Origin of the sequence: Oceaniferula flava, assembly GCF_016811075.1 — a bacterium.
Taxonomy (GTDB): Bacteria; Verrucomicrobiota; Verrucomicrobiia; order Verrucomicrobiales; family Akkermansiaceae; genus Oceaniferula; species Oceaniferula flava.
In genome coordinates, this window is sequence record NZ_JAFBGL010000009.1 from 87,657 (window position 1) to 112,455 (window position 24,799).

The window sequence follows — 24,799 nt, forward strand, 5'->3', positions numbered from 1 at the left end:
CTCTGCACAAATCTCCCGGAGATTGTCTCTTGCTTCGGCAGCCGAAGGAATGGATATTTCCTCTATCATGATGCGCCCGCTACTGCTATTGCTCCCAGGAATGTTGATGCTGTTCTCGCTGATGGCTTGCTCGAATGACGTGCGCGATTGGCAAATGCATGATCCGAACAAAAACGCGACCCTCGCCAGCGATCTCAGCCATCCACGCTACTACAACAGCGAGACCTCGACCACCGAACGTCGCGCACTGGAAGGTTGGGAAGAGCGGGGGACTTCCGGTGAAAGTAGCACCCGCCTGAGTGGCGAACTTTCCTTGGGCGTGTCGGCCGGTTTTTAAGGCGGCCCCAGGGTCAGGTCGTGGCTTTCAGAATGGACTTCACCAGCGGTGGCCCGTGGTAAATGAAGCCGGTGTAAAGCTGCACCAATTTGGCTCCCGCCTTGAGCTTGGCCTGGGCGTCCTCCGCTGTCATGATGCCGCCCACTCCGATGATGGGAACCTGTTCGCCAAGATGACTGTGGAACTCGGCAATGACATCGGTCGCGCGCGGAGTGAGTGGCGCTCCCGAGAGGCCTCCCGCCTGAGATTCAAAATCACAACCGGCCACTTCCTTGCGGCTGATCGTTGTGTTCGTTGCAATGAGACCGTCGAGGCCTCCATTGAGGAACACCTTCGCCAGATCCGCAATGTGCTGCGGTTCCAGATCGGGGGCGACCTTGAGAGCGATGGGCACTCTGCGGCCGCTCGTAGCAGTGAGCCTTTCTTGTTCCTGCTTGAGTGTTTCTAACAATTTAGCTGTTTCGTCGGCCGCTTGAAGGTCGCGCAGACCGGGGGTGTTAGGCGAGGAAAGGTTGACGGTGATGTAGTCGGCGACGTCCCACGCACCGCGCAGGCAGGCGAGGTAGTCGTCGACCGCGTGCTCGTTCGGCGTCACCTTGTTTTTGCCGATGTTAAATCCGACCACGCCACCTTGTTTGCGGAAGCTGTGGGAGGCGGCGACGTTGGCCACACCGGCGTCGATGCCTGGGTTGTTGAAGCCCATGCGGTTAATGATCGCTTCTTTTTCAACGATGCGGAACAGGCGCGGCTGCGGGTTTCCTTCTTGGGGACGCGGGGTGATGGTGCCAATTTCGACCGATCCAAAACCGAGCCGACCGAGGGCATCGATGCAGTTGCCCTCCTTATCCAGTCCGGCGGCGAGGCCTACACAGTTAGGAAAGGTGATGCCCATGCATTCCACGGGAGTCGCCTTGGGCGCGGCACCGCTGAGTGCTGCGAGCAGGTGAGTTTTTTCCAGCCAGCGAAGGCTATCGAGCGAGACATGGTGTGCCTTTTCGGCATCGAGACGGAAGAGAAGGTTACGGGCAAAGCGATACTGGCTGGGAGACATTAGAAATCGGTGATGGGTGGAGACTTAGTAGAGTGTGGTGCGCGGTTTGTCAGCTTCTTCCTCTTCTTTCATGAGTTCGAAATCTCCTTCTTCACAGCAGCGGACGAATCCCTCGGCAAAGCTTTTCAGCTTGTCCCAGCAGTGACGGATTTCCTCGGCTTCATCCGAGGTGATGGAGTTGTCGAGCGCGGCTTGAGAGATACGCGTGAGCAGGCCGGAGAACTGGCCCACGATCTCATTGGTCGCAGGCAGCACTTCGTAACCTTGGTCGCATTGGCTGTGTGGGTTTCTAACAAAGTATCCGCCGCTCTGTTCGCAGAGCCATTCGATCAGGCTGTAATCCTCGGTGAGGTTGTGAATTTCCAGCACGCGGTCCAGTGGGTTACGGCTGCCGGATCCTGCCTCGGATTGCTCCTGAGCCCATTTGTAGACGAGCGACAATGACACGCCCAGCTCGGCGGCAATGGCTTTTGGGCTGCTAGCCTCAAAAGACTTCTTCAGAACCTCATGGGATTTCATGACCGATACGCTAGTGAGCTTTGCGGTCACTGGCAAGCCCCAGCTTTATCTCAGCCACGTCATTTTTTGATGATGCCACTGAGCCAGGCGATGGTCAGCAGGAAATCTCCCAGCACGCGGCGCAGCGTGCCGTGCCGGAATCGGCGGGCGTCGCTGATGACGGGGGAATCGATCACCGTCCAGCGGCCGTGGGCTTTGGCGCGGATGGCAAGATCGAGATCCTCGAACCTTGGCAGTCGCTGATAGCCGCCGAGAGCTTGGAAAATATCGCGCCGAATGAAGATCGCCTGATCGCCATATGCCCAGAAGGTTTTCCGCACCCTCCAGCCGGCCCAGGCGCTGGTGATCTTGAGCAGTGGATGGTCGCCACTGAACTCGCGATCAAAGCAACCCATGGAAAACCCGGACTCAATCCGATCGATCACCGCCCTGCAGCCGTCGTCCGGCAGCAGGGTGTCGGCATGTAAAAAAAGAAGCGTCTGCCCGCGTGCGACCCGGGCGCCCGCATTCATCTGGCGTGCCCGGCCGGGGGGGGAGTGAACGATGGTCAGAGGGAACTTTTGCGCGACCTCCAGCGTGCCATCATGGCTGCCTCCGTCACAGAGAATGATCTCGATCTCAGGGCCGGTGACGTGCTCCGCAGTGAGCTGGGTCAAACACGCGCGAAGCCCTGCAGAATCGTTCAACACGGGGATGATGACACTTAATTTTGGCAACGGTGTAGTCACTTTCATTTTTATGAATAATAATCGAATGATTCCATTGCCTGAGCGTCTGACTGGGAGTATGCTGCTCTGCGCCTAGGAAGACCATGTTCCTACAGCAGGTCAACACAAACCATTCCTGCCTCAACCTCGATCTCTATACCCCTGTGACATCCAAACCTGGAGAAGCTTATAAAGTCATGCTGTTGCTCGCATCGGCAGTCTTAATCGTAACGGGGCTGAAGTTGGCGCAGACATTTTTCATCCCCGTCTGCCTGGCCTTTTTCATCGCTGCGGTGAGCTTTCCTATCACCAACTGGCTGCGCGAGCACAAGGTGCCCCGGTTCTTTGCCGTGTTCATCACCGTGCTAGTGGTATTTGCCTTCCTGACCGGGGTCATCGTGGTCAGCTCCATGCTCGTCAATGACCTCGCATCGGGTGACCGACTGCAGCAATACGGGAACAAAATGTATGAAGTCGCCCTGAACGCGGGCGCCCAGCTGGAGGAGTGGAAAATCGAGGGGGCTCAGGAGGAAATTAAAAAGTTCCTGACCGCCGAGAAAATTGGCGACTTCTTCAAAGACAACATCGCCTCATTCCTGGCCAAGATTTTGGACATCGTGAAGGTTTCCTTCATTGTGCTCATCCTGTTAGTTTTCATGCTCAGTGAAGCCCGCTTGTTCGGTCGACGTTTCGAATCGATCGTGGAAGCCAAGGGACCCAACCTGCAGCGCATGCTCACCGCCACGCGCGACATCCAAAAGTATCTTGGAATCAAAACCATGATCAGCATCGCCACCGGAGGCTTGGCCGGCTTGCTCTGCTGGGCGGCGGAGATCGATTTTCCTCTGCTCTGGGCGATCCTTGCCTTTGGCCTGAACTACGTGCCGGCAGTGGGCTCGATCATCGCGGGGATTCCTCCTGTGTTGCTCGCTTTGCTCACTCATGATGCGCGCCATGCGGTTGCCGTGGCCTGTGGGTATCTCGTGATCAATGGTTTCCTTGGAAACTTCATGGAGCCTGCCTTGCTAGGTCGCCGTTTCGGACTTTCCACCGTGGTGGTGGTGATCTCCGTGCTCTTCTGGGGCTATGTCTGGGGGCCAGTGGGAATGCTGCTCGCAGTGCCGCTGACCATGCTGGTCAAGGTGGCCATGGACAGCAGTTACGAACTCCGCTGGCTGGGCGTCGCCATCAGCCAGGGAAAGATGGCGAACCACGAACAAGAACGCCGGATCATCAACGAGTCCGCCAAGGCTGGCAATTCCGGCGATCAAGCGAAGTCGGAGAAAAAAACCAAGGAGCCTGCCGCCGAGGTGTCTCAGCCGCCAGTGGTCACTCCCGAAGGCTTGTAAGCCGCAAAAACCGGCAGCAAAAGCTACTCCGCTTTTTCCAAGGCCGCCAAGGTGTCAGTGAGGTGCAGGGAACAGCGCTCGGCGAAGACTTCCACGGAAACTTCACGACCACATTCGCTCTCCACACTGGTCATGGAGACCCCCGCGATACCACAGGGGGTGATGGAGAGGAAGCCAGTGAGCGATTCCTTGGTGATGTTAATGGCAAAGCCGTGCATGCTGATCCATCGGCGCACTCCGACACCGATCGAGGCCAGTTTGCGGTTTTCCACCCACACGCCGGTCAACCCGTCGCGTCTTCCCGCCGGCACATCATACTCGGCACAGGTGATGATCAGAGCTTCTTCGATCGCGCGGATGTAGGCATGGAGGTCACGCCCGAGCGGTTGCAGGTTTAAAATCGGATAGCCGGTGAGCTGGCCAGGTCCGTGGTAGGTCGCTTGGCCACCACGGTTGATCTCTACCACCGGATGGGGGAGCATGGCGGTGTTTTCACCGAGCGATGTCTGATCGCGGGTGCGACCGATGGTATACACGGGCGCGTGCTCCAGGGAGAGCATCTGGTTGCCGCTGGTGCCATCGAGGATTTGCTGCACGATGGCCTGCTGCTTTTCCAGTCCTTCTTGATAATCCACGCCCTGTCCCAGCCAGTGATGCTCCAATTGCATGGCGCAGTGCTAAGGCCTGACGGCGGGGGAGACAAGTGGCAATCCGACGCATTGTGCTCTTTTTCCATCGCAGCGATTCCTTGCTTCCATCAGCGATGCAGCCTCCGGCTCGCTAATTATTTCGTATCTCTTAACTAACGGAAAGCACTACATATGGAGCAATTCCCTAGAAAACACACCATATAAGCGATTTTTGCCGTATTTCACTTGGTGTCAATGAGATCGCCTTTATATTGCGTTGACCGTGCGGAAGGCCTCGCGCCCGTGCAGGTCTCGCTCGCTCAAACCCCGTTCTCCGAACTGCCATGTATTTAAAATCTCTCGAACTCCACGGTTTCAAATCCTTCGCGGACAAGACCAAGTTTGAATTTCATCCCAACGGCGTCACCGGCATTGTCGGTCCGAACGGCTGTGGTAAATCCAATGTGGTGGATGCCATCCGCTGGGTGCTCGGTGAAACTTCCGCCAAGGCACTGCGTGGTGGGGAAATGGCCGACGTGATTTTCAACGGCACCGATAAAAGTGGCACCAGCCGCGCCCGCGCCGCTCTAGGTATGGCCGAGGTGACCATGACTCTGGCCGACTGTGAAGAAACCCTGAGTGTGGATTACAACGAGGTGGCAATCACCCGTCGGGTGTTCCGCGATGGCAAATCGGAATACCGCATCAACGGCACACTCTGCCGCCTGCGCGATATTCACGAGCTGTTCATGGATACGGGCATTGGCCGGACCTCCTACTCGATCATGGAGCAGGGAAAAATCGACATGCTGTTGTCGTCGAAACCCGAAGACCGCCGCACCGTGTTCGAGGAAGCCGCGGGCATCACCAAGTTTAAGAAGGAGAAGAAAGAGGCGCTGCGTAAATTGGAATACACCGAGGCGAACCTGCTGCGTGTTTCCGATGTCCTCGCCGAGCAGGAACGCCGGATGAACTCGCTCAAGCGCCAAGTCGCCAAGGCCCGCCGCTATCAGGAACTCGCCAAGGATGTGCGCATCCTCGATACCCATCTCGCGCATCGCAAGTTCACCGAATACACCGCGGAGCTTTCGGAGTTGGAGAACTCGATCCACTCGCTCGAAGTGCGCGAGACCGAACTCGAAGTCGGCCTTCCGCAGAAGGAGTCCGCCGTGATCGAGGCCCGCGACGCCGCCCAGAGCCTGGAGTCCGAACTATCCGAGATCCGCCAGCAGCTGAATCACCACACTAACTCCGCCAGCGCCGCCGAGAGCCGGATCGCTTTCAACAAAGAGCGTCAAAGCGAGCTGGAGGCGCGCGTCAGCCAGAACCAGAGCGATATCTTGGAGGCTCAGAATAAACTTGAGCAGCAGCAGTTTGATTACGCCGAGGCCGAGAAAACCCTGGAGGAGCTGAGCCATCGTATCGAGTCCCAACAGACGCAGTTGGCCGAACATGAATCCCGCGCCGCCGTCCAGCGGGCCGAGCGTGAGGAAAAAGAAGCCGTGCTCCGCAGCCTGCGCAACGAGGCGAACAGCACCCAGAGCGTGATCGCCGCCAGCCAAGCGAAGATTGAAAGCGCGCTGTCCCAGATGGAGAACAGTCGCGAGCGCTCAAGGAAGCTGAGCGAGGAACACGATCGCCTCCAGGCCGAGCACGAACAAGCGGTGATGGAGCAGGAGAAAATCTCCGCAGAACTGAATGGTCGCCGCGATAAACTGGCCACTTTCGAAGAGGAAAAAGACACCACCGAGCGTGCCTTCCAACACTCCCGCGGAGGTCTTGATGCCGCCCGTGAAGCGGCTTCGGTAGCCCACAAGGAGCTGGCGAAAACTTCCTCCCGCCTCGATGTCATCAAGCAACTCGTCGACAGTGGCGAGGGATTCCAGAAAGGCACCCAGGCGGTGCTCAAAGGCCTCGATGAGCCAGAGTTTTTCAACAACGGTGTGAAGGGCGTCCTCGCCGGCCTGATTGAGGTGCAGCCGGAATATGCCGTGGCGGTGGAGGCCGCTTTGGGTAGCCATTTGCAGTCGGTGTTGGTCACCGATTCTAACTATGCCCAAGCGATCATTGATCGCCTCACCGAGAAAAAACTTGGCGAAGCCGCCATCATTCCTGCCGATTTTGTGGCACCGACGGCCAGTGGTCAGATGATGACCGTGCCGGATGGCGCCGAGACCTGGGCCATGGACCGGGTCAAAGCCGATGCCAAAATTGCTTCGGTGATTGAGAATTTGTTAGGCAAGGTGTTGATCGTCAGCGATCTCACCACCGCTCTGGAAATGCGCAAGTCGCTGCCGGATGTCACCCTGGTCACGATGCGCGGTGATGTCTGTTCGCCGGAAGGCACCGTCAAGGGCGGCATCAGCACCGGCAAGCAGAATTCCGTGTTGGAGCGCCAGAATGAAGTGCGTAGCCTGGAACTCGAGGTCGCCGAACTGGAAAAGGCCGAGGAGCAGGCTCGCAATCACTTGGTGACCTTGGAAAATCAAGTGTCCGAGCAGCGTGAAGCCGCCGAGGCCGCCCGCGATCGTCTCCAGCAGGCGCGCGTTGAGGAATCGACCCTTCAAGGTCAGCTCACCTTGGCGAATCGTGAGGTGGAATCGCTGGAAAGCAAGATCTCCAGCGTCGCTTGGGAGCGCAACGATATCAAGGAACGTGAGGACAATGCCTTTTCCGGCAGGGAGGCCTTGGAAGCCGACCTCAGTGCCGCCCGCGCTCGCCAAGAGCAGTTGGAAGCTGATCAGGTCAAGCTCGCTGGAGAGCTGGAGGAAGCCAGTCGTCGTGAAAACGAAGCCGTTTCCCAACTTCAGGAGTTCCGCACCAGCCTGGCCGTTGAACGCCAGGCATTGGAGGCCGCCGAGCAGCAACGCTCGCCAATGGCTGCCCGACTCGAAGAGCTGCGCCAGATCAGCACGCGCCGCGACGAGGAAATTGCCAGTTTCAAAGAGCGCATGGAAACCGCCCTCAAGGAGAACGCGGAACTTTCCGAAACCATCGAAATGCACCGTGCGGAAGCGCGCGATCTTGAGCAGTTGTTAGAAGAGACCTCCGCCAGCCGGGGTGGCCTGCATCAGGCGATTGAAAGCTCCGAGAAGGAACTCTCCGAGCTGCGCCGCGAATGCTCGAAAATCACTGAGCAAAAAGGTCGCGAGGAAGTGGCAGCCACCAAGATCGGTCTGCGTCTCGAGAACCTCAATGAGATGGTCATGGAGCGCCATCAGCTGGAGCTGAAACATTTCCGTCCGGACGCACACGCTCTGCTTTCCTGCCTGCAGGAACGTGCGAAACAATACGATCGCCAACAGCAGCGCCGTGCCGACAACGAGCAGGACGCAAGCGAAACATCGACAAGCGACGAAGTGGCCGATCTTCCTGGCGACTCCGGTCCGGACTGGAGCCTGGTGGAAACCATCGTCACCGACCTCAAACGTAAGGTCGATTCCATGGGGCCGGTCAACGTCGACGCCATCGAGGAATACGACGAGCTCGAAGACCTGCACAACAACCTGCGTAACCAGCACGATGACCTGGTCAACTCCAAGACCGAGCTGGTCGAGGTGATCGAGCGGATCAACATCGAAACCAAAAAGCGTTTCACCGCAACCTTCAACCAAGTCGCCGCCAACTTCAAAGAGATGTTCAAGGTCCTCTTTGGCGACAAGGCCATTGCCAACCTGGTGCTGGTGGACGAGGACGACCCGCTGGAAAGTGGCATCGATATCATCGCCAAGCCTCCGGGTAAAAAACTTCAGTCGATCACCCTGCTCTCAGGCGGTGAGCGCTCGATGACCGCTGTGGCACTGCTGTTCTCCATCTATCAGATCAAACCCAGCCCATTCTGTGTGCTGGACGAGCTGGACGCGCCACTCGACGAGGCGAACATCAACCGTTTCCTCAAGGTGCTGGACAAGTTCATCAATAACTCCCAGTTCATCATCGTCACCCACAGCAAGCGCACCATGGCCCGAGCCGATGTCATCTACGGGGTCACCATGGAGGACTTTGGTGTTTCCAAGCCGGTGGGCATGCGCCTCACCGACTCCGAAACCGCCAACAAAACCGAAGCCAAAACCGCCGCCCAAAAAGCCGCGCTGGAGCTGGATGCGTGATCGCTCGTTTCCGGTCATGAGCGGATGATCGGTGTGTCGTCCGAGGGAGACCTCCGCCGCCAGATGCAGCTGAGGCAGTGCGCCGCATGACAAAGAAAAACCACACTCTGCAGCTGCAAAGTGTGGTTGAAAAGAAGAGGACGATGTCCCAATTTACTTCCTGCGACGAAGAATCAGAGCCAATCCTCCCAGGCCGAGCAGAGCGGCAGAGGAGGGCTCGGGGACTACTTCGAGGGTGACACTTTCGTAAACCCCGTAGGACTCCGAATCTTGAAAGTAACCTTCAAAGCGGTATTCCTGGGTGAAGTCGAAAGCACTGGCGAGGGTGCCGCTTTGGCTTACACCGTCAACGGAGTAAGTGTAATCCAGCCCATTGGCAGCGACGGAGATCACAATGTCCTGAAAGCCTGCGGTGCTATCTACGTTCAGTGAGTTGTCCACATTGGTTCCTTCGAAAGAGAGACCTGTGTCCGAGCTGCCGTGGACCGCCGTAAAGGCAATGGTATCGCTGCCTGTGAATACACTGGAATTGCGCGCTTGTGCAACAGTCGAAGGCACGAGACCGAACATGGAATGCGAAGCATTGCCACTTACAATGGCTCCCGAAAGAAGATCGTAGCTGACTGTGAGTGTGAAGCCGCCAGTTAAATCATAGCTGTCGGTCGTGAAGAAGTTCCCTCGGTCGTTGTGCCCTGAGGACGGAACTGTGAGGTTACCGTCATCTGTCATACTCAGACCCGTAGCGCCACCACTGCCATTTCCGGCAACGATTTGCGACAGTCCTCCGCCGATGCCGGTATTGGTAGCCAAGCCGTCGTTGTCGAAATTATCTTGCTAGACAACGGTGGCCGATGCCGATCCTGCGCTTGCTAATGCGGCTAAAGCCCATAGCGTTTTTGTTTTTAGTTTCATAATTAGTGTGTGTTCTTATTTGAGGGGATGTCAGCATGAGGAAATACCAAGCCGATTTGTCGAAGCCGACGATGGTATCCGAACATAAACAATAACTGATCATCTATTAGCACACACAGAGAATGGTGGGATGTGTCAAAGTATCTAGTTGCGGTTACCTGGGTTAGTGATTGATCTTGAGTTAGTTGTGAAGGTGGGGGCGAGTCCATCGCCAATTGGGATGGCAGATCCAAAGGATTGGATAAGCTGGGAAATGCCCGTTGTGCTTGTGAGGCTGGATCATATTTTGCCTGGGACGCATTCCTTGGTTTTTTGAAAGTTGTCTTTTCGGCGCTTGGTATCAATGATCTTCAAGCACCAAGTAGGCAATGAATTACAATCTAACAAAAACTCTCCTGACGATGACGGCGTTTCTCTCCCTCGCGTCTGTGCAAGCGGAGCAGCCGAACATTCTTTGGCTTACCTTTGAGGATACCAGCGCGTATGAATTTGCGTGCTATGGGAACCCTGACGTCGCTACTCCCAACGTGGACAAACTGGCAGAGACAGGCATCCAGTTTATGCAGGCCAGCTCGACAGCTCCGCATTGTTCTCCGGCACGCTCCACCTTGATCACAGGCTGTTATGCCACCACCTTTGGCATGGATAACCATCGTCGCCGCTGGAACACACCAGCAGGGATTTTTTACCCGGAGATCATGCGTAAGGCTGGTTACTTCTGCACCAATAATTACAAAACCGATTACAATACCACGCGCAATCATAAGGCGATCTGGGACGAGTGCGGGAGAAGTGCGACGTATAACAGTCCCAAGCGGAAAAAGGATCAGCCGTTCTTCGCTGTGTTCAATGCGAACATCACCCACATGAGTCGACTCACCAGTGTGACCCTGGAAGGCCGACGCGATTTCGCGGCAAAGGGGCTCGATCCCGCAAAGCTAAAACTGCCACCTCATGTGCCGGACCTCAAGGAGACCCGCTCCGACTACGCCTTTCACCTGGAAGGGGTGCAGGATGTGGATCGATGGATCGGGAGTTTTCTCAAGGATTTGGAACAACGTGGATTGTTAGAAAACACGATCATCCTGGTCAATTCCGACCACGGTGGCTGTTCGCCCCGAGGGAAAGGCTTCCCTTTTGAATCTGGATTGCGCGTGCCGATGGTGCTGCGTTTGCCCGCGAAGTATCAGCACTTGTCGAAGCTTAAGCCTGGCAGTCAAACGGATCGCTTGGTCGGTTTTGTCGATGTCGCCCCGACCTTGCTCAGCTTGATGGGGCTGAAGCCACCGGCAGCGATGCAGGGGAAGGCATTCATGGGGCCCTACGAAGAGGCTCCTCGGAAATGGCAGTTCGGTTTTCGCACGAATCAGGAAAAACATTACGATCCATGTCGATCGGTCTCGGACGGGCGGTGGAAATACATCCGTTCTTATCTGCCGATGAAGCCGTTTAATTTGCGCAATGCGTTTCAGTGGCAAATGCCATCGAACTTGGCTTGGGATGCGTATGCGCTCAAGCATCAGAGCCCCGAGGCCGGCGAGCCCAATCCGGCATGGATGCAACCTTATCAAATGAAGCCGGCTGAAATGTTGTTCGACCTCAGCAAGGACCCCTTCGAGTTGAACAACCTGGCCGGCGATGATCGCTATGCGGACATCTTGACGAAAATGCGCAGCGCGGTTTCCAAGCATGTGCGCGAGACTCGCGATCTGGGGTTTTTCCCACCGACCACGAAAGAGAAGAAAAAGGGCGTCGCCTTGTATGACTGGGTTCGGGACACCGGGTATGATTTGGAGCCATTGTTCGCCGCTGCGGAGCTCGCCTCGCTGCCGGATGCCTCGAGTCGCGATCAGTTGATCTCCTACGTTGGCGCCGCAGAACCTGAAGTTCGCTTCTGGGGAGCGTATGGTCTGGGGCTGCTTGCCGAACGAGGTGAGCTAACCGAGTGTCCCGCGCCACTGCGCAAGGCCGTGAGCGATTCCGATAGCTCCGTGGCCGCCGCCGCCGCGCTGGCCTGCTGTCTGGCCGGCGAAACGAAGATTGGCATGGATGCGTTGATCCAGGGGCTCGCAACTCATCGTGGGGAGGCCAAAGATCCCTTCTATTCCGCTTTGGAAACCTTGTCGTGGATGCCATCCCAGCAGGCCACGCTCCGGGCGTATCTGGAGCCGATCCAGAAGACCGGTGGGTTTCCGGCCAAATCGATCAGTATCAACCTCGGCGATCAGTCTCTCGAGAGCATGTTTGGTCAGAAGGCCCGCAAGAAGGGGATCTTGGTCAACAAGGACCTACGCGATCAGCAACCGATGCCATAAGGGGGGTGCGCTGGGAACGATCGAGCTGCGCGACCCAGCCAGCCTCATCGAGTAAGGAAGACATGGTTTTCGCTCGTCTTGTCAAAGGGTGCGTTTAGTTTGACTCGACCCCTGCGAGTGTCTCTCGCCATCTACCTATGAATCCACATCAAGTCCTTCGTCGTTTTCTCTCCGGCATAGCGCCCATCGTTGCTCTGCTCGTTGGCTCATTCACCTCAGTTGTCGCGAAGGAGTCGCCCCATGCGGTGCTCATTGCTGGCACCCACCATTACTCGCCGCATGTGTCGATGCCGAAATTTGCCGCCGAGTTGGATCGCTTGGGGTTTACGACCACGGTGGTGAATCCAGACTGGGATCCGGAGAAAGACAAGCGCGGCCTGCCTGGGCTGGAAGCTCTGGAACGTGCCGACGTGGCGGTGTTTTTTATCCGCTTCCTCAAGCTGGAAGAAGCGCAGCTCAAACACATCATGGATTACGTCCGGGCGGGGAAACCGGTAGTTTGCCTGAGAACCAGCACGCATGGCTTCAACTACCAGAAAGATCACCCTCGACAGGACCTCAATATGTCCTTTGGGCGCGACGTGTTTGGCACACCCTATCAGATTCACTTGAAGGGCGGAACGACCATTCAAGTGGCCAAGGGCGCCGAGAAACATCCGATCCTAACCGGCGTGGATTTGGCAAATTGGAAGTCGCCCGGCACCTTGTATCTGGTGAAGCCACAGCCGGGGATCACGCCTTTGCTCATGGGCACCGGGCGGTCAGGGAAGGTGGGGAAAAAAAGCAATCAGTTCGGTTCGTTTGACCTCAAGGAGGAGATGACCGATGTGGTGGCCTGGACCTGGAAAAACAAGTGGAACGGTCGGACTTTTACCACCTCGTTGGGGCACATGGGCGACTTCGCCGTGGCGCAGTCGATGCGGGTCATGGTCAACGGCGTCTTCTGGGCGGCGGGAGAACAGGCGCCTGCCGCGGAGACAGAAATCCGCACCCTCCAGTTCAAAGGCGCTAAGCAGAAGAAAAAGCCGGCACGCTAGCGCTGAACCATGTAGCGGCAGTCGGACCGATACACAAAAAAATGGGCCGAAGATGACTCCGGCCCATTCGTGAATGATTGGATGTGAAAAATCTTAAGCGCTGGCTTTGACCAGGCCTCGGCTCGCCAGCAGCGGGCGGAACTTTCCAAGATGGGGGAGCAGGTTGACAATGGCGACCACCATGACGGCGATGGCGATGTAAACCAGAGGCATTTTCACCTCAGTTCTGAGGAAAAACTCGGACAGGAGGGCTCCGGTCATGGCGCCGATGGCGTAGAGGTTATTGGCGGCAAACCACAGCAGCCCTTTACCCTCGCGCTGCTTGCGCAAAGCGATCAAGACGACGTTGGTGAAGAATGCCAGGGTGGCGAATCCGATGATGAAGCCGGTGCCGATTCTGAACATGGTGGGGTCGATCCCCAAAGGTTTGGCCATGTCCTCAAAGGCCGCCACAGAGACTGGCCACGCGGCGAACTTGGAGATCGTGAACCGCGTCAGGATAAGGCCAGCGAGGAGGTTGAAGAGGATGGATAGGTATTTCATGTTCAGTGTTTTGGATTGTCCTCATGTGAGCATCTCGCGGGAGATTCTATTCCACGAATGTGTGTTTTTTTATTCACGGAGCGATGGAGTGTTGAAGGGGAGAGTGATTTTTTCGCCCGATTGCAAATAAAATGAAAGATTTCTCAAAAAACTTCGTGGTTGCGATTTTTCAATCTGGTAGCATGCTGATGGAAGCCCTCTTTACCCCATGATGAAACGCTCTATTCTGTTCTTACTCAGCCTGTGCGCACCTTGTGCGCTCATCTCGAACGTCTCCGCTCAGACTACGGCGAAGGATGCCGGGGAGAGCCTGAAGAAAAGTGAAACCGCGAATCTGCTGGACGATTCTTCAGGAAATTTGTCCAAGTTTGCTCAGTTACTGCTGGGTAAAAACGGGGGGAACCGACTGTTCTATTTTCCTACCCGAGACGAACCCTACACCCCGGCGAAATACGGCTACCAATACGAGGACGTGAACTTTAACTCGGCCGATGGCACCGAGCTGCATGGCTGGTTCCTACCTGCCACGGTGGGCACTAAAAAGGCGAAGGGCACCGTGGTCTTCTCCCATGGAAATGCCGGCTCGATCGCGCACCATTTTGGTTTTGTCGATTGGTTGGTGCGCGCAAACTATAATGTGCTTCTCTACGATTACCGAGGCTTCGGTAAGTCCAAGGGCGTCATCACAAGGAAAGGTGTGATCGAGGATGTGCAGGCGGCTTTTTCCTATATTCGGACGCGCAAAGATGTCGATGTGAACAAACTGATCTCGTTCTCCCACAGCCTCGGAGGGGCGAAATCCGTGACCGCTCTGGCGTTGAAGCCGGTGAAAGGATTGTGCGGGGTCATTGTCGATGGCGGCTTTGCTTCCTACCAGGACATGGCGCGTCAGAAGGCCGGGCAGTTTGGCGTGAACATCACCACCGATGAACTTTCCGCAGTGGACTACGTCGATCAAATTGCGCCAGTGCCTCTGTTGATTGTTCACGGCAGCAACGATACGATGGTGCCCATTTCCCAGGGTGAAAAACTCTTTGCCAAGGCGAAGCAGCCGAAAACGTTCTTCCGCGTCGCCGGTGGCAGCCACACCAATGCGCTCGGCCGCAACCACGGCGAATACCGTCAGAAAATGCTCGCGTGGATGGAAAAGGCTCTGCGGTGAGCTGGGCGAAACGTGGGGGCGAGTGGTCAATCCGTGAGCACACGAACTCGGCAAAGCCATCGCTACGAGTCAGCTATGCCGCCTAACACGTCCCTTGTAATGATGTCATCGAACAAGCCTGGGCGACTCGCGGATTTCCTCCATCAGCTTGGGCGATCGTGTGGTCCGCCGCACTTGGATGCCCGCTGCGCGTAGTAAGTTGGCTGTCCAGATGTTGCAGGTTTGTGGGTAGAAGTATTTCGATCGGCTGCGGTAGTAGCTGCTGTTGGGTTTCAATCCCGGCCCGAGATCGATCAGTCTGAGCTTTCCCTGGCCGTCTTTGCTGCGGGCGAAGGATCGGCTTAAGTGCGTGACCAGTCGGTCGGCTTCTTCTTCGGTGAGGTCGAACGTTTCCAGTTGGCTGTAAGGATAGTGCTGGTAGGGCGATTCGTCAAAGCGCTCAATATGCATCACCGCAGCGGTCGGCCAGAACAGGCCTCGAACGATCATTGGAGTATTTAGTCCCTCGGTGCGGTAAAATTCCTCAGACCCCCAGCCAAGTTCCACATATTGGTTCTGAGCGATCTGCAAATCCTCGGTCCAGGCATGACGCCGTAAAGCGCTTGCCGGGAGAACTAGCCCTGCATGCCAGCCGTGGCTGTAAACTTGAATCCGGACGCGATCCTCAGCCATCTGCGTCGCAGGAGCCTGGTGCGGCGCTGCAGGGCGGGGTGTTTTGATGTAGCTCGTGATGCTGCACGAGGTGGATAAGAGGGTGAGCGCGAGCAGAAAACTGTCTCCCTTCATGTGCTGGAAAATTAGCATGTGGGAAATCTGACCACTGCCCTGATTTTGCGCAAGAAGAAACAAGTGAATGAGTCCTTGACCTCAGCCGTGCGGTGGCCCATAGAGCGCCTGTCTGCGGGATGGTATCCTTCAGACAGCGGGCTTCACACCCGCACCGGTCGCTACCTGGATGAGTTTACTCAAAGAGGTAGCGGCTATTTTTTTGTCGAGCTGGCCGCAGGTAACAAGGGCCGGACTGCTATGGCCACATGCTTGGCGATGATGGTATTTCCTGCGGGGCTAGGGTGCACGCCGTCTTTGTGCATCCATTGCTTGTCGCCTAACAAAAGTTGGTGAAGTTCAACCACAGGGACTTTATTTTTACTGGCGACTTCGCCCGCGGCGAGGCTGTATTGCGTGAGCAAATGGGAGAGGCCGCCGGCGTCATCGTAGATTTTTTGGTCGTGGCGCTTGAAATAGGCCGCGGTATCAATCGGCGGAGGTGTGCACAGCACCACCTTGGCGCCCTGCTTCTGGCAGCGATTGATGATTTCCTGAAGGTTCTTGCGATAATCATCCAGTTTGACGTGCTTTTTGGCATCCACCCGGATGTCGTTGGTGCCGAAGAATACCACCACGATGTCAGGGTTTTTCGCTAGCACATCGCGGTTCATCCGGTGCAGGCCTTGGGCCGAGGTATTGCCGGCCACCCCTGCGTTGATGGTTTCCACATCGAGCATGGTTGCGAGCTCAGCTGGGAAGCCGCGTTTGGTGATGCTGTCGCCCAGGCAGGCGACTTTGGTTTTTTCCGCCAAAAGCTGGCCGGCGGAGAGTAGAGAGAGGGTGAGTAGGAGGAGGGGGCGGAGTGTTGATTTCATGGGATGTGAGAGGGGGACTCGATCATCGGGCCATCGATGGCCAAAGGGGGGAATTGGCGGAGAGGGAAGGAATTGAACCAACCGGAGACCGTGACAGCCTCCCAACGGTTTTGAAGACCGCGGCGACCACCAGGCACGCTTCACTCTCCTTGTTACGATGAACAGGCTGAATCTATCCGGAGGTGGAATGTTGTCAAACTATAGCGACCCATGGTTTCTCAAAATCGCGGTTGCATTCAGCTGGCGATTAAGACAGGTTAAATATCGTCAAACGGTGATCCCAAGCCGTTTACAGCCTCATTTTTTACAAATTCCTCCCCGAATTGACCCATGGCAGAATACACAGAAGCAGACATTAAGAGTCTCGATTGGAAAGAGCACATCCGCATGCGCCCGGGCATGTACATCGGCAAGTTAGGCGATGGTAAAAGTGCAGACGACGGCATCTACATCCTGCTCAAAGAGGCCTTGGATAACTCCATCGATGAATACGTCATGGGCTACGGCTCGGAAATCAAGGTGACCATCGATGACGATAGTCGCGTGGAAGTCCGCGATTACGGTCGGGGCATTCCGTTAGGGAAGCTCATGGACTGCGCCGCCAAGATCAACACCGGGGCGAAGTATGACAGCGAAGCATTTAAAAAATCCGTCGGCCTGAACGGCGTGGGGATCAAGGCGGTGAACGCCTTGTCGACGTTCTTCGAAATCCAAGCTTGGCGCGAGGGCGAAACCAAAGCGATCGAGTTCAGCAAAGGGGAGGTGGTCGAGGAAATGGCCAAGCCGCGCAAGGATGCGGGGCAAAACGGCACCCGTCTGGCCTTCGATGTCGATCGCACGATCTTCCCAGCCAAGACCCGCTTCCGCGCGGGTTATGTGGAGAAAATGTGCCGCTACTATTCCTATCTCAACCCCGGCTTGGCTGTCATTTTCAATGGCAAGAAATTCAAGTCCAAGAATGGTTTGTTAGACTTGTTGAAGGAGGAGATGGATAGCGAACCGCTCTATGCGCCGATCCACCTTCGGGAGAAAGATATCGAAATTGTTTTCACCCACAGCGAGGAGAGCGGCGAGGAATATTACTCCTTCGTCAATGGCCAGAACACCACCCAGGGGGGCACCCACCTGGCGGCATTCCGTGAGGCGATTGTGCAGGTTTTGCGCGGCTTCTATAAAAAACAATACAACCCGGCGGACATCCGTAGCGGCCTGGAAGCTGCGGTGCTGGTGCGCATCGAGGACCCCGTCTTCGAGAGTCAGACCAAGACCAAGTTGGGTAGCATGACAGTCTCTGAAAAAGGGGAAACCATCCGCACCTTTGTCAGCAATTTCCTCAAGGAGCATCTCGATAATTACCTGCACAAGAACCCCAAGGTTGCCGAGGCATTGCAGAAACGGATCCTCGCGGCCGAGCGCGAACGTAAGGAGCTTTCCGGCGTGAAAAAGATCGCCAGAGAGCGTGCTCGCAAGGCGAAGGTGCATAATAAAAAACTCCGAGATTGCCGGGCACACTTTGCCAGCAAACACAAGCGTCGTGAGGAATCCACCGTGTTCATCACCGAGGGCGACTCCGCCAGTGGCTCGATTACCAAGAGCCGTGATGTTGAGACCCAGGCGGTCTTCTCTCTGCGAGGGAAACCTCTGAACTCCTTTGGTCTGAAGCGAAACGTCGTTTATGAAAACGAGGAGTTCAACCTGCTCCAGCACGCGCTTGATATCGAAGAGAACCTCGAGACTCTGCGCTACAACCGGGTGGTGATTGCTACCGATGCCGATGTCGATGGCATGCACATTCGCTTGCTGCTGCTGACCTTTTTCCTGCAGTTCTTCCCTGAGCTTGTTAGGAACGGGCACCTCTACATTTTGCAAACTCCTCTGTTCCGGGTGCGGAATAAAAAGGAGACCCGCTACTGCTACGATGATGATGAACGCGTCGCCGCGATGAAAGCTCTGGGCAAGGCTGCCGAGATCACTCGCTTCAAAGGTTTGGGGGAGATCTCGCCGGACGAATTCAAGTTCATGATCGGCCCTGACATGCGTCTCGACCCGGTGCTGATGGAAGAAGGTAAGGGGATCAAAGAAATGCTCACGTTCTACATGGGCAAGAATACCCCCGATCGCCAAGAATTCATCATCGAGAACCTTCGCGAAGACGTCGATGCGGCCTAGCTGAGGAATCGACGGGCACTGCGCTGACTCACTTGTCTCCCGTCTTGCTGGGGACAAGGCGCAGTGGACTGTCGCTGTTTCGAGCGATTATCTCAGATGCTTTTGCTGGTCGATAAATGGACTCCAGGCACTGGGGAAAACACCTTCAGCAGCGGCACCCAGCCCCTTTTTCCAATCGTTCTCTGTTAGTTCGTTGATTTGCTTCTCACCGCCTCGACCACTTGGGTAGAACTTGCTGCGCAGCTCTACTAGTTTCTTGTAGACGATTTCAGGAGCATCCGCCAGATGCGTTGCGGTCCACGATTCCGAGTGAATGCGAACAATGAGCGACGAATCATACAGGTAGAAACAGGCGTCCGCTTCATTGAAGAGGGCCGTTCCGTTGGTCGAGAAAAACCGCTTCACGCCAGCGATGGGTTCAGAAGGAATGAACTCGATATGATCTGCTCCCATGTGATGCTCACCACAAAACTCCACTGAAATGGCTTTGCCAAAAGACGAAGTAATCGTGCTCTGGTGAATGATGGGCAGGGACATGTGAATTATCTTAGGGGTTTTTTGCAGTGCTATGCACACCTGTTGTCGGCTTGCTCTGTGCTACTTGTCTTGGGTGGTGTAGACGAACAAACGTCTCGGGAGTCGCCCCTCGTTTGTCGCAATATAGGAAGCCTGAATGGGGCCGTTTTGGCGACTGAAAGAGCCTCCGACCGCACAACCACCTGATCCCCCGTCGGATCCTTCAATACGGACAAATCCACCGGCTTCTGACAAATCGAATAGATCATCGATGTAATAACCGCCCGAACTTGAGGCTGCCGCAGAAGCGACAGGAGCCTTTTTCCTGATTATCACTTAGGTTTTCTCGTCACCTTGACTGATCGATTCCGGCGGGTGAGCGGATTGGTTTGCGCGGGCTTGTTAGGCGCTGATTGTCATCCGCAAGAGAGATGGGTATTCGCTTTCAGCGGTTGCGGCGTGCCAATAATACTAAAAATCCTAGGCCCAAAAGAACGCTTCCGGATGGCTCAGGAACGGCTGCAGTGGCAAGGAATCGATAAGCTTCATTATTCGCACCTTGTAGAGCATTCCAAGTGAAGGTTTGCACCCCGCTGATCGTGAATGAACCCCAATCCTCATTGGCTCGCGGAGCTCCCGACGAGTGATCGCCACCATCGGTGATTTTATTTGTGGTGATTGTACTACCCGAGATCACATACCAAGGGGAAGGGTCGCTTACCAAACTGGAAGTCAGAGTCCCTGCGGTGAAACTCCAAGATCCGGTATCGCCAACAAAAGTATTATTAGGACTCGTGTTACTAAACACAGCGGTCGTATTTGAAAGATGAGGTGCAATAGTCAAGTCAACTGGAGCCGTGAACGTAATCGTGATTGTATTGTTCTCGGCTGTATTGATACCTTCGTTCTTTATGGTGATCTCCTCGGTGCTAGTGACGGTATAGGTCGTAGAGGTGCCCAGAATGGTGCCCGAAGTTGAATCGATCACAGTAAGTGCTGAGAATCCGGTGCTAGTCATCAACAGGAGACACAACGGAACGAGATTGATTTTTTTAAGTGTCATATAATTTAACAAAAATTAACAGCTTGTTGATCTTGATTACAATGAAAAACAGAAGGTTAGAGAGGTCAAAATTTGGTGATGATGTTTACAAATAGCTCACAAATTTTTCCAAAGAAGACTCACTCCGTAAACTTGTCACAAGCTGTCCGAGAGCGTTTTTCGACTTCTGGGTTGAACTTTGGATGAGTATCGTATTTTTGGTTTGGGGATATGTTTGTTCACTATCAATGCATTATGCATTTCTTTGCCGATCGAATGAGCTCTTCTTAATCGTCACAGCGCATGATGGGACTGGCACGCATAGCCTTGTTCAGATTTTTTTGAGTGACTGGACGAATTGAGCTGGAAGTGCACGAAGCAGCTTTGATGGTATTGAACCGGAGTCTTTAATTTCACTGATGCTGTCTTGGTATGTTTTGGGTTTCACCGTTCTGAATGTGTATTTCCAAAGGCGGGAGTCTCCGTCGAACATCCAAATTTCATTTCTACCTTCTATCCAGAATCTCCAAGGTTTTCCTGGCTGCAATACGCCGGCTTTTGGTCCAATCGTTTTCTTTCGGTCTGGACCATCGAGTGAGATCGAAAATTGAAGTCGATTGTTCTTCTCTTCAATAGAAACAATACGCTCAGAATTCGACCATTGATATTCGCCGGTGGTTTCAATGAATGATTCAATCGGCTTCGGTTCACTAAGGGCATGCGTGAGTGTGGTTAGAGTGATCAATAAGATTAGGGGGATCATTGTGTATTTCATTCTATTTCTGAACAGGGGTATTGGTGGACTCGGGTAGTAAAAAAACTCAGATGCTCTGCGACAATGAAGCATAAAGTTGATACCTAGTTTCTTATGTGATTCTACTCTGTTAGTTTGAGAGCCGATAAGAGAAATACATGGTCGCGTATCGAGTCTGCGACTGACGCGATGGGGGAGTAACTTTCTGGTTATTTGGGGGACGAAGGTTGGTGGTGATCACAAAAAAAAAGCTGACACCGTGGAGGTGTCAGCTTTTGAAAGAGGGAGGCTCGCGAGTCCTGAGGGACTAGGTCGGCTTCTCGCTGCGGGCCATGACGACCTTGCCGGTGCGCACGGTCTCGATGATCTCAAACTGGGAGAACATGGCGAGGGAGGCATCGATCTTGGAGGACTCACCGTTGATCATGGCGATCATGGAGGTCGGGGTGAGGTCGACGGTTTTGCCATCGTAGTGATCGATGATTTGCAGCGCTTCCGTGCGGTCTTCCTTGTCGACCAGGAACTTGACCAGCAGCAGCTCCTTGACCACGGAGTGATCGCTATCGTGTTCGACGCAGTGGATCACGTCCACCAGTTTGGTCACCTGCAGAATGATCTGCTCCAGGCCGGCGGGGTCGCCACTGATGCCGATGGTCATGCGGGAGAATTGTTTGTCGCGTCCTTGGGACACGACCAGGGAATCGATGTTGTAGCCGCGGCGTGCGAACACCTGACAGATGCGCATGAGCACACCAGCCTTGTTGTTCACCAGCACGGAGAGGGTGTGCACGGGAGCTTCGGAGATGAAAAATTCAGGTGGATTGTCTGTTGTTACGAGAGACATAATAAATGGATGATTGAAGGTTGAGCATTCAGGATGTTGATCAGGAATGGATTCCTAGGTGGATCCTGTGGGTTTGGCCATTTTGTGTTTCGGTGGCTCGGTGAGCATGTCCTCGAGAGCGGCTCCAGCCGGGATCATGGGGAAGACGTTGTCGGTCTTGACACACTCGGCGTGGATCAGCACGGGGCCGTCTTTCACCGCAAAGGCTTTCTCCAACTGCTTGCGCACATCGGCCGGGCGCTTGATGTTGAATGACGGGATGCCGTAGGCCGCTGCGAGTTTGCAGAAGTCCGGGTTGCCCTCGAGATCGACGCCGGATTTCCGGTCTTCGAAGAACAGCTCTTGCCACTGACGCACCATGCCGAGGTAGTGGTTGTTCAGCACCACAATCTTGACCGGCAGCTTGTGCAGGGCGGCGGTGGCGAGCTCGAACAAGGTCATCTGGAAACCTCCGTCTCCGGAGATGGAGATCACGGTTTCGTCCGGGCAGGCGAGCTGGGCACCGATGGCGGCGGGGAAGCCGAAGCCCATGGTGCCGGCACCTCCCGAGGAGATCCACTTCCATGAAGCATTGGTTTTGTAGAACTGGGCGGCCCACATCTGGTGCTGGCCGACGTCGGTGGTGACGATGGCATCGCCACCGGCCACTTGATACATTTCATCGATCACTTGCTGCATGCGCAGTCCACCTTGCTTGCGGTAGCTGAGTGGGAACTTCTTCTTCCAGCTTTCGATTTGCGCGAGCCATGGCTCGGTATCGAGGCCGGAGATGCGTTTGTTGATCTCGGCGAGTGCCGATTTGGCGTCGGAAACGATGCGCACGTCTGGTGTGATCATCTTGTTCATTTCGGACGGGTCGATATCGATGTGAATGATCTTGGCACCGGCGCAGAACTTATCGGCTTGGCCGATGATGCGATCGTCAAAGCGTGAACCGACGTTGATCAGCAGGTCACAGTCGCAGACGGCCTTGTTGGCATAGGCTGTGCCGTGCATACCTAACATTCCGACAGAAAGTTCGTGCTCCTCGGGGAACACACCTTTGCCCAACAAGGTGGATGTCACCGGGCAGCGCAGCGTTTCCGCCAGCTCCTTGAGCTCGGCATCCGCACCGGAGATCATCGCACCGTGACCGGCGAGGATGAGAGGTTTGCTGGCCTTGTGGATCAGCTGCAGGGCGTGATCGATATCGGAGGCGTCCACGGAGTAGAACTTCTCAGGCTGGTAGCCTGGGAGATCAAACTCAGGGTCCATGTCGCCCGTGAACGGGCCTTGGGTGATGTCCTTGGGAAGGTCGATGAGGACGGGGCCGGGGCGGCCAGATGTGGCAATGTGGTGTGCCTCGCGAGCTACGCGGGGGATTTCATTGGTGTCCTTCACCAGGTAGTTGTGTTTCACCACAGGCATGGTGATGCCGAAGATATCGGCTTCTTGGAAAGCGTCTTTGCCGAGCATCCAGGTCACTTGCTGACCGCAGAGGATGATCATTGGCACGGAGTCCATCTGGGCGGTCATGATGCCGGTGATGGTATTTCCCGCACCAGGGCCGGAGGTGACGAGCACCACGGCTGGTTTGCCGGTGGCACGGGCATAGCCGTCCGCCATGTGGCAGCAACCTTGCTCGTGGCGAGCGAGGATGAATTTGATATTGCTCTTGACGGTGACGAGAGCATCGAAAATTGGAATCGCGGCTCCGCCTGAGTATCCGAAGATATATTCCACCCCTAGATTATCCAGGGTCTTGATAAGAGCTTGTGCTCCGTCTATTTCTTGAGTGTCCATAGCTTGGTTGTCTGAAAATTAACTTCTCGCGGTCGAGTTAGGCTAGATTGCGAGGTTTGTAAAATGAAAAACGGGCTGTTTATAGGAAAATAGCCCGTTAGTTGAATTTTTTCTTATTGAAATCGCTGTTTTTCGGCGAAAATCAGCGATTATCCAAGAAGGTCTTCGATCAACTTTTCAAGTTTCACAATATCAGCGGAGAATCCGCGAATCCCTTGAGCCGTCTTCTCGGTAGCCATGGCGTCTTCGTTGAACATGAAGCGGAAGGCTTTTTCGTCGAGGCTGATTTTTTCCTCGTCGCAAGACTCGGCAGTGGCCGGGTTAAGTTTCTCTTCCAGCTCACCCTCGGTGTTCTGGAGTTCTTCAAGCAGGCCGGGGCTGATGGTGAGGAGATCGCAGCCTGCGAGCTCGGTGATCTGGCCGGTGTTGCGGAACGAGGCACCCATGACTTCGGTTTTGTAGCCGAATTTCTTGTAGTAGTTGTAGATCTTGGTGACGGAGAGCACACCTGGATCCTCGGCGCCTTTGTAGTCGATGCCGGTGTCGTTTTTATACCAATCGTAAATACGGCCGACGAAGGGGGAGATCAGCTGGACCTTGGCTTCGGCGCATGCCACGGCTTGGGCAAAGGCGAACAGCAGGGTGAGGTTACAGTGGATGCCTTCACGCTCGAGCTCTTCAGCGGCGCGAATGCCTTCCCATGTGGAAGCGATCTTGATCAGGATGCGATCGCGGCTGATGCCTTCTTTTTCATACATGGCAATCAGCTGGCGTGCTTTGGCCACGGTGCTTGCTGTATCGAAGGAAAGACGGGCGTCGACCTCGGTGGAGACACGACCGGGGACAATCTTGAGGATTTCCAGTCCGAAGAGGATCAGGATGCGGTCGATGATGCTTTCAACGAGCGCGTTGCCCTCCAGATCGGAGTCCTTGTGCTCGTTGACGGCTTGCTCAACGAGGTGCTTGTATTCAGGCTTGTTGGCGGCCTGGAGGATGAGAGATGGGTTGGTGGTGGCATCCTGGGGTTGGTATTCCTGCATGGATGCGAAATCGCCGGTATCTGCGACGACGGTAGTGTATTTCTTAAGTTGCTCGAGGTGATTGGTTGCACTCATGGGTGGGATTGATAGACAATGGTCGGTGCGATGCAAGGAGGATATTTGGCATCTATCGAATAATAAGGGGATCGATGGGTGGATGATGTGAAAATGAGCTGGGCCGCAGAGGTTGCGTGGTGCGAGCGTGTCGATTCCGTTCGATACTCAATGGCCATGCCGCCTGGATGCCGAGAATGCAGAGGCGCAAAAAAGTCACATTTTTTCACCGGCTCTGAACCGGGCCGCACGAGGGGACTCTAGACCTTGGTGGGGCAAGGTTCA

At 55.2% G+C, this 24,799-nt stretch carries 21 protein-coding genes and 1 tRNA gene; 7 read left to right on the plus strand and 15 right to left on the minus strand.

What is annotated here, in order from left to right; translation table 11 throughout:
- Window positions 1–67 precede the first annotated feature (67 nt).
- The gene (locus JO972_RS13350; protein WP_309490565.1) at window positions 68–337 is read left to right on the plus strand and encodes a hypothetical protein; all 270 of its coding nucleotides are present in this window, start codon (window positions 68–70) and stop codon (window positions 335–337) included.
- A gap of 13 nt (window positions 338–350) precedes the next feature.
- Here the strand turns inward: JO972_RS13350 and JO972_RS13355 are convergent, their stop codons facing one another.
- The 3 genes from JO972_RS13355 to JO972_RS13365 are packed head-to-tail and all read right to left on the minus strand — an operon-like array spanning window position 351 to window position 2,641.
- Complete coding sequence (locus JO972_RS13355; protein ID WP_309490566.1) at window positions 351–1,388, minus strand: quinone-dependent dihydroorotate dehydrogenase; 1,038 nt, start codon at window positions 1,386–1,388, stop codon at window positions 351–353.
- A 24-nt stretch (window positions 1,389–1,412) separates the two neighbouring features.
- A complete protein-coding gene (locus JO972_RS13360) occupies window positions 1,413–1,907 on the minus strand; it encodes a phage regulatory CII family protein (protein ID WP_309490567.1) in 495 nt (164 codons plus the stop codon).
- A gap of 59 nt (window positions 1,908–1,966) precedes the next feature.
- Window positions 1,967–2,641, minus strand: a complete 675-nt coding sequence (locus tag JO972_RS13365) for a TIGR04283 family arsenosugar biosynthesis glycosyltransferase (RefSeq protein ID WP_309490568.1) — start codon at window positions 2,639–2,641, stop codon at window positions 1,967–1,969.
- Between the two features lie 77 nt (window positions 2,642–2,718).
- On the opposite strand from JO972_RS13365, the gene JO972_RS13370 reads away from it, so the two are divergent.
- Window positions 2,719–3,963 carry an AI-2E family transporter gene (locus JO972_RS13370; RefSeq protein ID WP_309490569.1) on the plus strand — a complete coding sequence of 415 codons (1,245 nt, stop codon included), beginning with the start codon at window positions 2,719–2,721 and terminating at the stop codon, window positions 3,961–3,963.
- A 23-nt stretch (window positions 3,964–3,986) separates the two neighbouring features.
- Here the strand turns inward: JO972_RS13370 and lipB are convergent, their stop codons facing one another.
- Window positions 3,987–4,631, minus strand: coding sequence for a lipoyl(octanoyl) transferase LipB (lipB, locus tag JO972_RS13375; protein ID WP_309490570.1), 645 nt, complete (start codon window positions 4,629–4,631; stop codon window positions 3,987–3,989).
- A 305-nt stretch (window positions 4,632–4,936) separates the two neighbouring features.
- Here lipB and smc point away from each other — a divergent pair, with 305 nt between their 5' ends.
- Window positions 4,937–8,701, plus strand: coding sequence for a chromosome segregation protein SMC (gene smc, locus JO972_RS13380; protein WP_309490571.1), 3,765 nt, complete (start codon window positions 4,937–4,939; stop codon window positions 8,699–8,701).
- A gap of 153 nt (window positions 8,702–8,854) precedes the next feature.
- On the opposite strand, the gene JO972_RS13385 is transcribed toward smc, so the two are convergent.
- Window positions 8,855–9,511: a PEP-CTERM sorting domain-containing protein gene (locus JO972_RS13385; RefSeq protein ID WP_309490572.1), complete on the minus strand. Its 657-nt coding sequence runs from the start codon at window positions 9,509–9,511 to the stop codon at window positions 8,855–8,857.
- A gap of 470 nt (window positions 9,512–9,981) precedes the next feature.
- On the opposite strand from JO972_RS13385, the gene JO972_RS13390 reads away from it, so the two are divergent.
- Both JO972_RS13390 and JO972_RS13395 read left to right on the plus strand, forming a co-directional pair.
- The gene (locus JO972_RS13390; RefSeq protein WP_309490573.1) at window positions 9,982–11,928 is read left to right on the plus strand and encodes a sulfatase family protein; all 1,947 of its coding nucleotides are present in this window, start codon (window positions 9,982–9,984) and stop codon (window positions 11,926–11,928) included.
- A gap of 137 nt (window positions 11,929–12,065) precedes the next feature.
- Window positions 12,066–12,965 (plus strand): ThuA domain-containing protein, encoded by a 900-nt coding sequence (locus JO972_RS13395; RefSeq protein WP_309490574.1) that lies wholly within the window; start codon window positions 12,066–12,068, stop codon window positions 12,963–12,965.
- 93 nt (window positions 12,966–13,058) lie between these two features.
- Here the strand turns inward: JO972_RS13395 and JO972_RS13400 are convergent, their stop codons facing one another.
- Window positions 13,059–13,508: a hypothetical protein gene (locus tag JO972_RS13400; RefSeq protein ID WP_309490575.1), complete on the minus strand. Its 450-nt coding sequence runs from the start codon at window positions 13,506–13,508 to the stop codon at window positions 13,059–13,061.
- 208 nt (window positions 13,509–13,716) lie between these two features.
- On the opposite strand from JO972_RS13400, the gene JO972_RS13405 reads away from it, so the two are divergent.
- Complete coding sequence (locus tag JO972_RS13405; RefSeq protein WP_309490576.1) at window positions 13,717–14,670, plus strand: alpha/beta hydrolase; 954 nt, start codon at window positions 13,717–13,719, stop codon at window positions 14,668–14,670.
- Window positions 14,671–14,775: 105 nt separating this feature from the next.
- On the opposite strand, the gene JO972_RS13410 is transcribed toward JO972_RS13405, so the two are convergent.
- The 3 genes from JO972_RS13410 to JO972_RS13420 form a co-directional block, all read right to left on the minus strand.
- The gene (locus JO972_RS13410) at window positions 14,776–15,456 is read right to left on the minus strand and encodes a DUF2459 domain-containing protein (protein ID WP_309490577.1); all 681 of its coding nucleotides are present in this window, start codon (window positions 15,454–15,456) and stop codon (window positions 14,776–14,778) included.
- Window positions 15,457–15,650: 194 nt separating this feature from the next.
- A complete protein-coding gene (locus tag JO972_RS13415) occupies window positions 15,651–16,313 on the minus strand; it encodes an SGNH/GDSL hydrolase family protein (protein WP_309490578.1) in 663 nt (220 codons plus the stop codon).
- Between the two features lie 54 nt (window positions 16,314–16,367).
- Window positions 16,368–16,462: transfer RNA gene (locus JO972_RS13420), tRNA-Sec, on the minus strand.
- A 181-nt stretch (window positions 16,463–16,643) separates the two neighbouring features.
- On the opposite strand from JO972_RS13420, the gene JO972_RS13425 reads away from it, so the two are divergent.
- On the plus strand, window positions 16,644–18,482 hold the full coding sequence (locus tag JO972_RS13425; RefSeq protein ID WP_309490579.1) for a DNA topoisomerase IV subunit B: 1,839 nt from the start codon (window positions 16,644–16,646) through the stop codon (window positions 18,480–18,482).
- 87 nt (window positions 18,483–18,569) lie between these two features.
- Here the strand turns inward: JO972_RS13425 and JO972_RS13430 are convergent, their stop codons facing one another.
- The 6 genes from JO972_RS13430 to tal form a co-directional block, all read right to left on the minus strand.
- Window positions 18,570–19,019: a hypothetical protein gene (locus tag JO972_RS13430; RefSeq protein WP_309490580.1), complete on the minus strand. Its 450-nt coding sequence runs from the start codon at window positions 19,017–19,019 to the stop codon at window positions 18,570–18,572.
- Window positions 19,020–19,443: 424 nt separating this feature from the next.
- Window positions 19,444–20,061 carry a PEP-CTERM sorting domain-containing protein gene (locus tag JO972_RS13435; RefSeq protein WP_309490581.1) on the minus strand — a complete coding sequence of 206 codons (618 nt, stop codon included), beginning with the start codon at window positions 20,059–20,061 and terminating at the stop codon, window positions 19,444–19,446.
- 310 nt (window positions 20,062–20,371) lie between these two features.
- A complete protein-coding gene (locus tag JO972_RS13440; protein WP_309490582.1) occupies window positions 20,372–20,815 on the minus strand; it encodes a hypothetical protein in 444 nt (147 codons plus the stop codon).
- Window positions 20,816–21,101: 286 nt separating this feature from the next.
- The gene (ilvN, locus tag JO972_RS13445; RefSeq protein WP_309490583.1) at window positions 21,102–21,638 is read right to left on the minus strand and encodes an acetolactate synthase small subunit; all 537 of its coding nucleotides are present in this window, start codon (window positions 21,636–21,638) and stop codon (window positions 21,102–21,104) included.
- 54 nt (window positions 21,639–21,692) lie between these two features.
- On the minus strand, window positions 21,693–23,420 hold the full coding sequence (gene ilvB / locus JO972_RS13450; protein WP_309490584.1) for a biosynthetic-type acetolactate synthase large subunit: 1,728 nt from the start codon (window positions 23,418–23,420) through the stop codon (window positions 21,693–21,695).
- Between the two features lie 149 nt (window positions 23,421–23,569).
- Complete coding sequence (gene tal / locus JO972_RS13455) at window positions 23,570–24,535, minus strand: transaldolase (RefSeq protein WP_309490585.1); 966 nt, start codon at window positions 24,533–24,535, stop codon at window positions 23,570–23,572.
- Window positions 24,536–24,799: the final 264 nt, after the last annotated feature.

Bases quoted from the DNA above. Each gene is read 5' to 3' on its own strand.
- JO972_RS13435 (WP_309490581.1), bottom strand. From the start codon at position 20,061: ATGACACTTAAAAAAATCAATCTCGTTCCGTTGTGTCTCCTGTTGATG.
- JO972_RS13350 (WP_309490565.1), top strand. From the start codon at position 68: ATGATGCGCCCGCTACTGCTATTGCTCCCAGGAATGTTGATGCTGTTC.
- smc (WP_309490571.1), top strand. From the start codon at position 4,937: ATGTATTTAAAATCTCTCGAACTCCACGGTTTCAAATCCTTCGCGGAC.
- JO972_RS13415 (WP_309490578.1), bottom strand. From the start codon at position 16,313: ATGAAATCAACACTCCGCCCCCTCCTCCTACTCACCCTCTCTCTACTC.
- JO972_RS13390 (WP_309490573.1), top strand. From the start codon at position 9,982: ATGAATTACAATCTAACAAAAACTCTCCTGACGATGACGGCGTTTCTC.
- JO972_RS13360 (WP_309490567.1), bottom strand. From the start codon at position 1,907: ATGAAATCCCATGAGGTTCTGAAGAAGTCTTTTGAGGCTAGCAGCCCA.
- JO972_RS13365 (WP_309490568.1), bottom strand. From the start codon at position 2,641: ATGAAAGTGACTACACCGTTGCCAAAATTAAGTGTCATCATCCCCGTG.
- JO972_RS13430 (WP_309490580.1), bottom strand. From the start codon at position 19,019: ATGTCCCTGCCCATCATTCACCAGAGCACGATTACTTCGTCTTTTGGC.
- JO972_RS13425 (WP_309490579.1), top strand. From the start codon at position 16,644: ATGGCAGAATACACAGAAGCAGACATTAAGAGTCTCGATTGGAAAGAG.
- JO972_RS13370 (WP_309490569.1), top strand. From the start codon at position 2,719: ATGTTCCTACAGCAGGTCAACACAAACCATTCCTGCCTCAACCTCGAT.
- JO972_RS13395 (WP_309490574.1), top strand. From the start codon at position 12,066: ATGAATCCACATCAAGTCCTTCGTCGTTTTCTCTCCGGCATAGCGCCC.
- JO972_RS13440 (WP_309490582.1), bottom strand. From the start codon at position 20,815: ATGAAATACACAATGATCCCCCTAATCTTATTGATCACTCTAACCACA.
- ilvN (WP_309490583.1), bottom strand. From the start codon at position 21,638: ATGTCTCTCGTAACAACAGACAATCCACCTGAATTTTTCATCTCCGAA.
- ilvB (WP_309490584.1), bottom strand. From the start codon at position 23,420: ATGGACACTCAAGAAATAGACGGAGCACAAGCTCTTATCAAGACCCTG.
- JO972_RS13400 (WP_309490575.1), bottom strand. From the start codon at position 13,508: ATGAAATACCTATCCATCCTCTTCAACCTCCTCGCTGGCCTTATCCTG.
- tal (WP_309490585.1), bottom strand. From the start codon at position 24,535: ATGAGTGCAACCAATCACCTCGAGCAACTTAAGAAATACACTACCGTC.
- JO972_RS13355 (WP_309490566.1), bottom strand. From the start codon at position 1,388: ATGTCTCCCAGCCAGTATCGCTTTGCCCGTAACCTTCTCTTCCGTCTC.
- JO972_RS13405 (WP_309490576.1), top strand. From the start codon at position 13,717: ATGATGAAACGCTCTATTCTGTTCTTACTCAGCCTGTGCGCACCTTGT.
- lipB (WP_309490570.1), bottom strand. From the start codon at position 4,631: ATGCAATTGGAGCATCACTGGCTGGGACAGGGCGTGGATTATCAAGAA.
- JO972_RS13410 (WP_309490577.1), bottom strand. From the start codon at position 15,456: ATGAAGGGAGACAGTTTTCTGCTCGCGCTCACCCTCTTATCCACCTCG.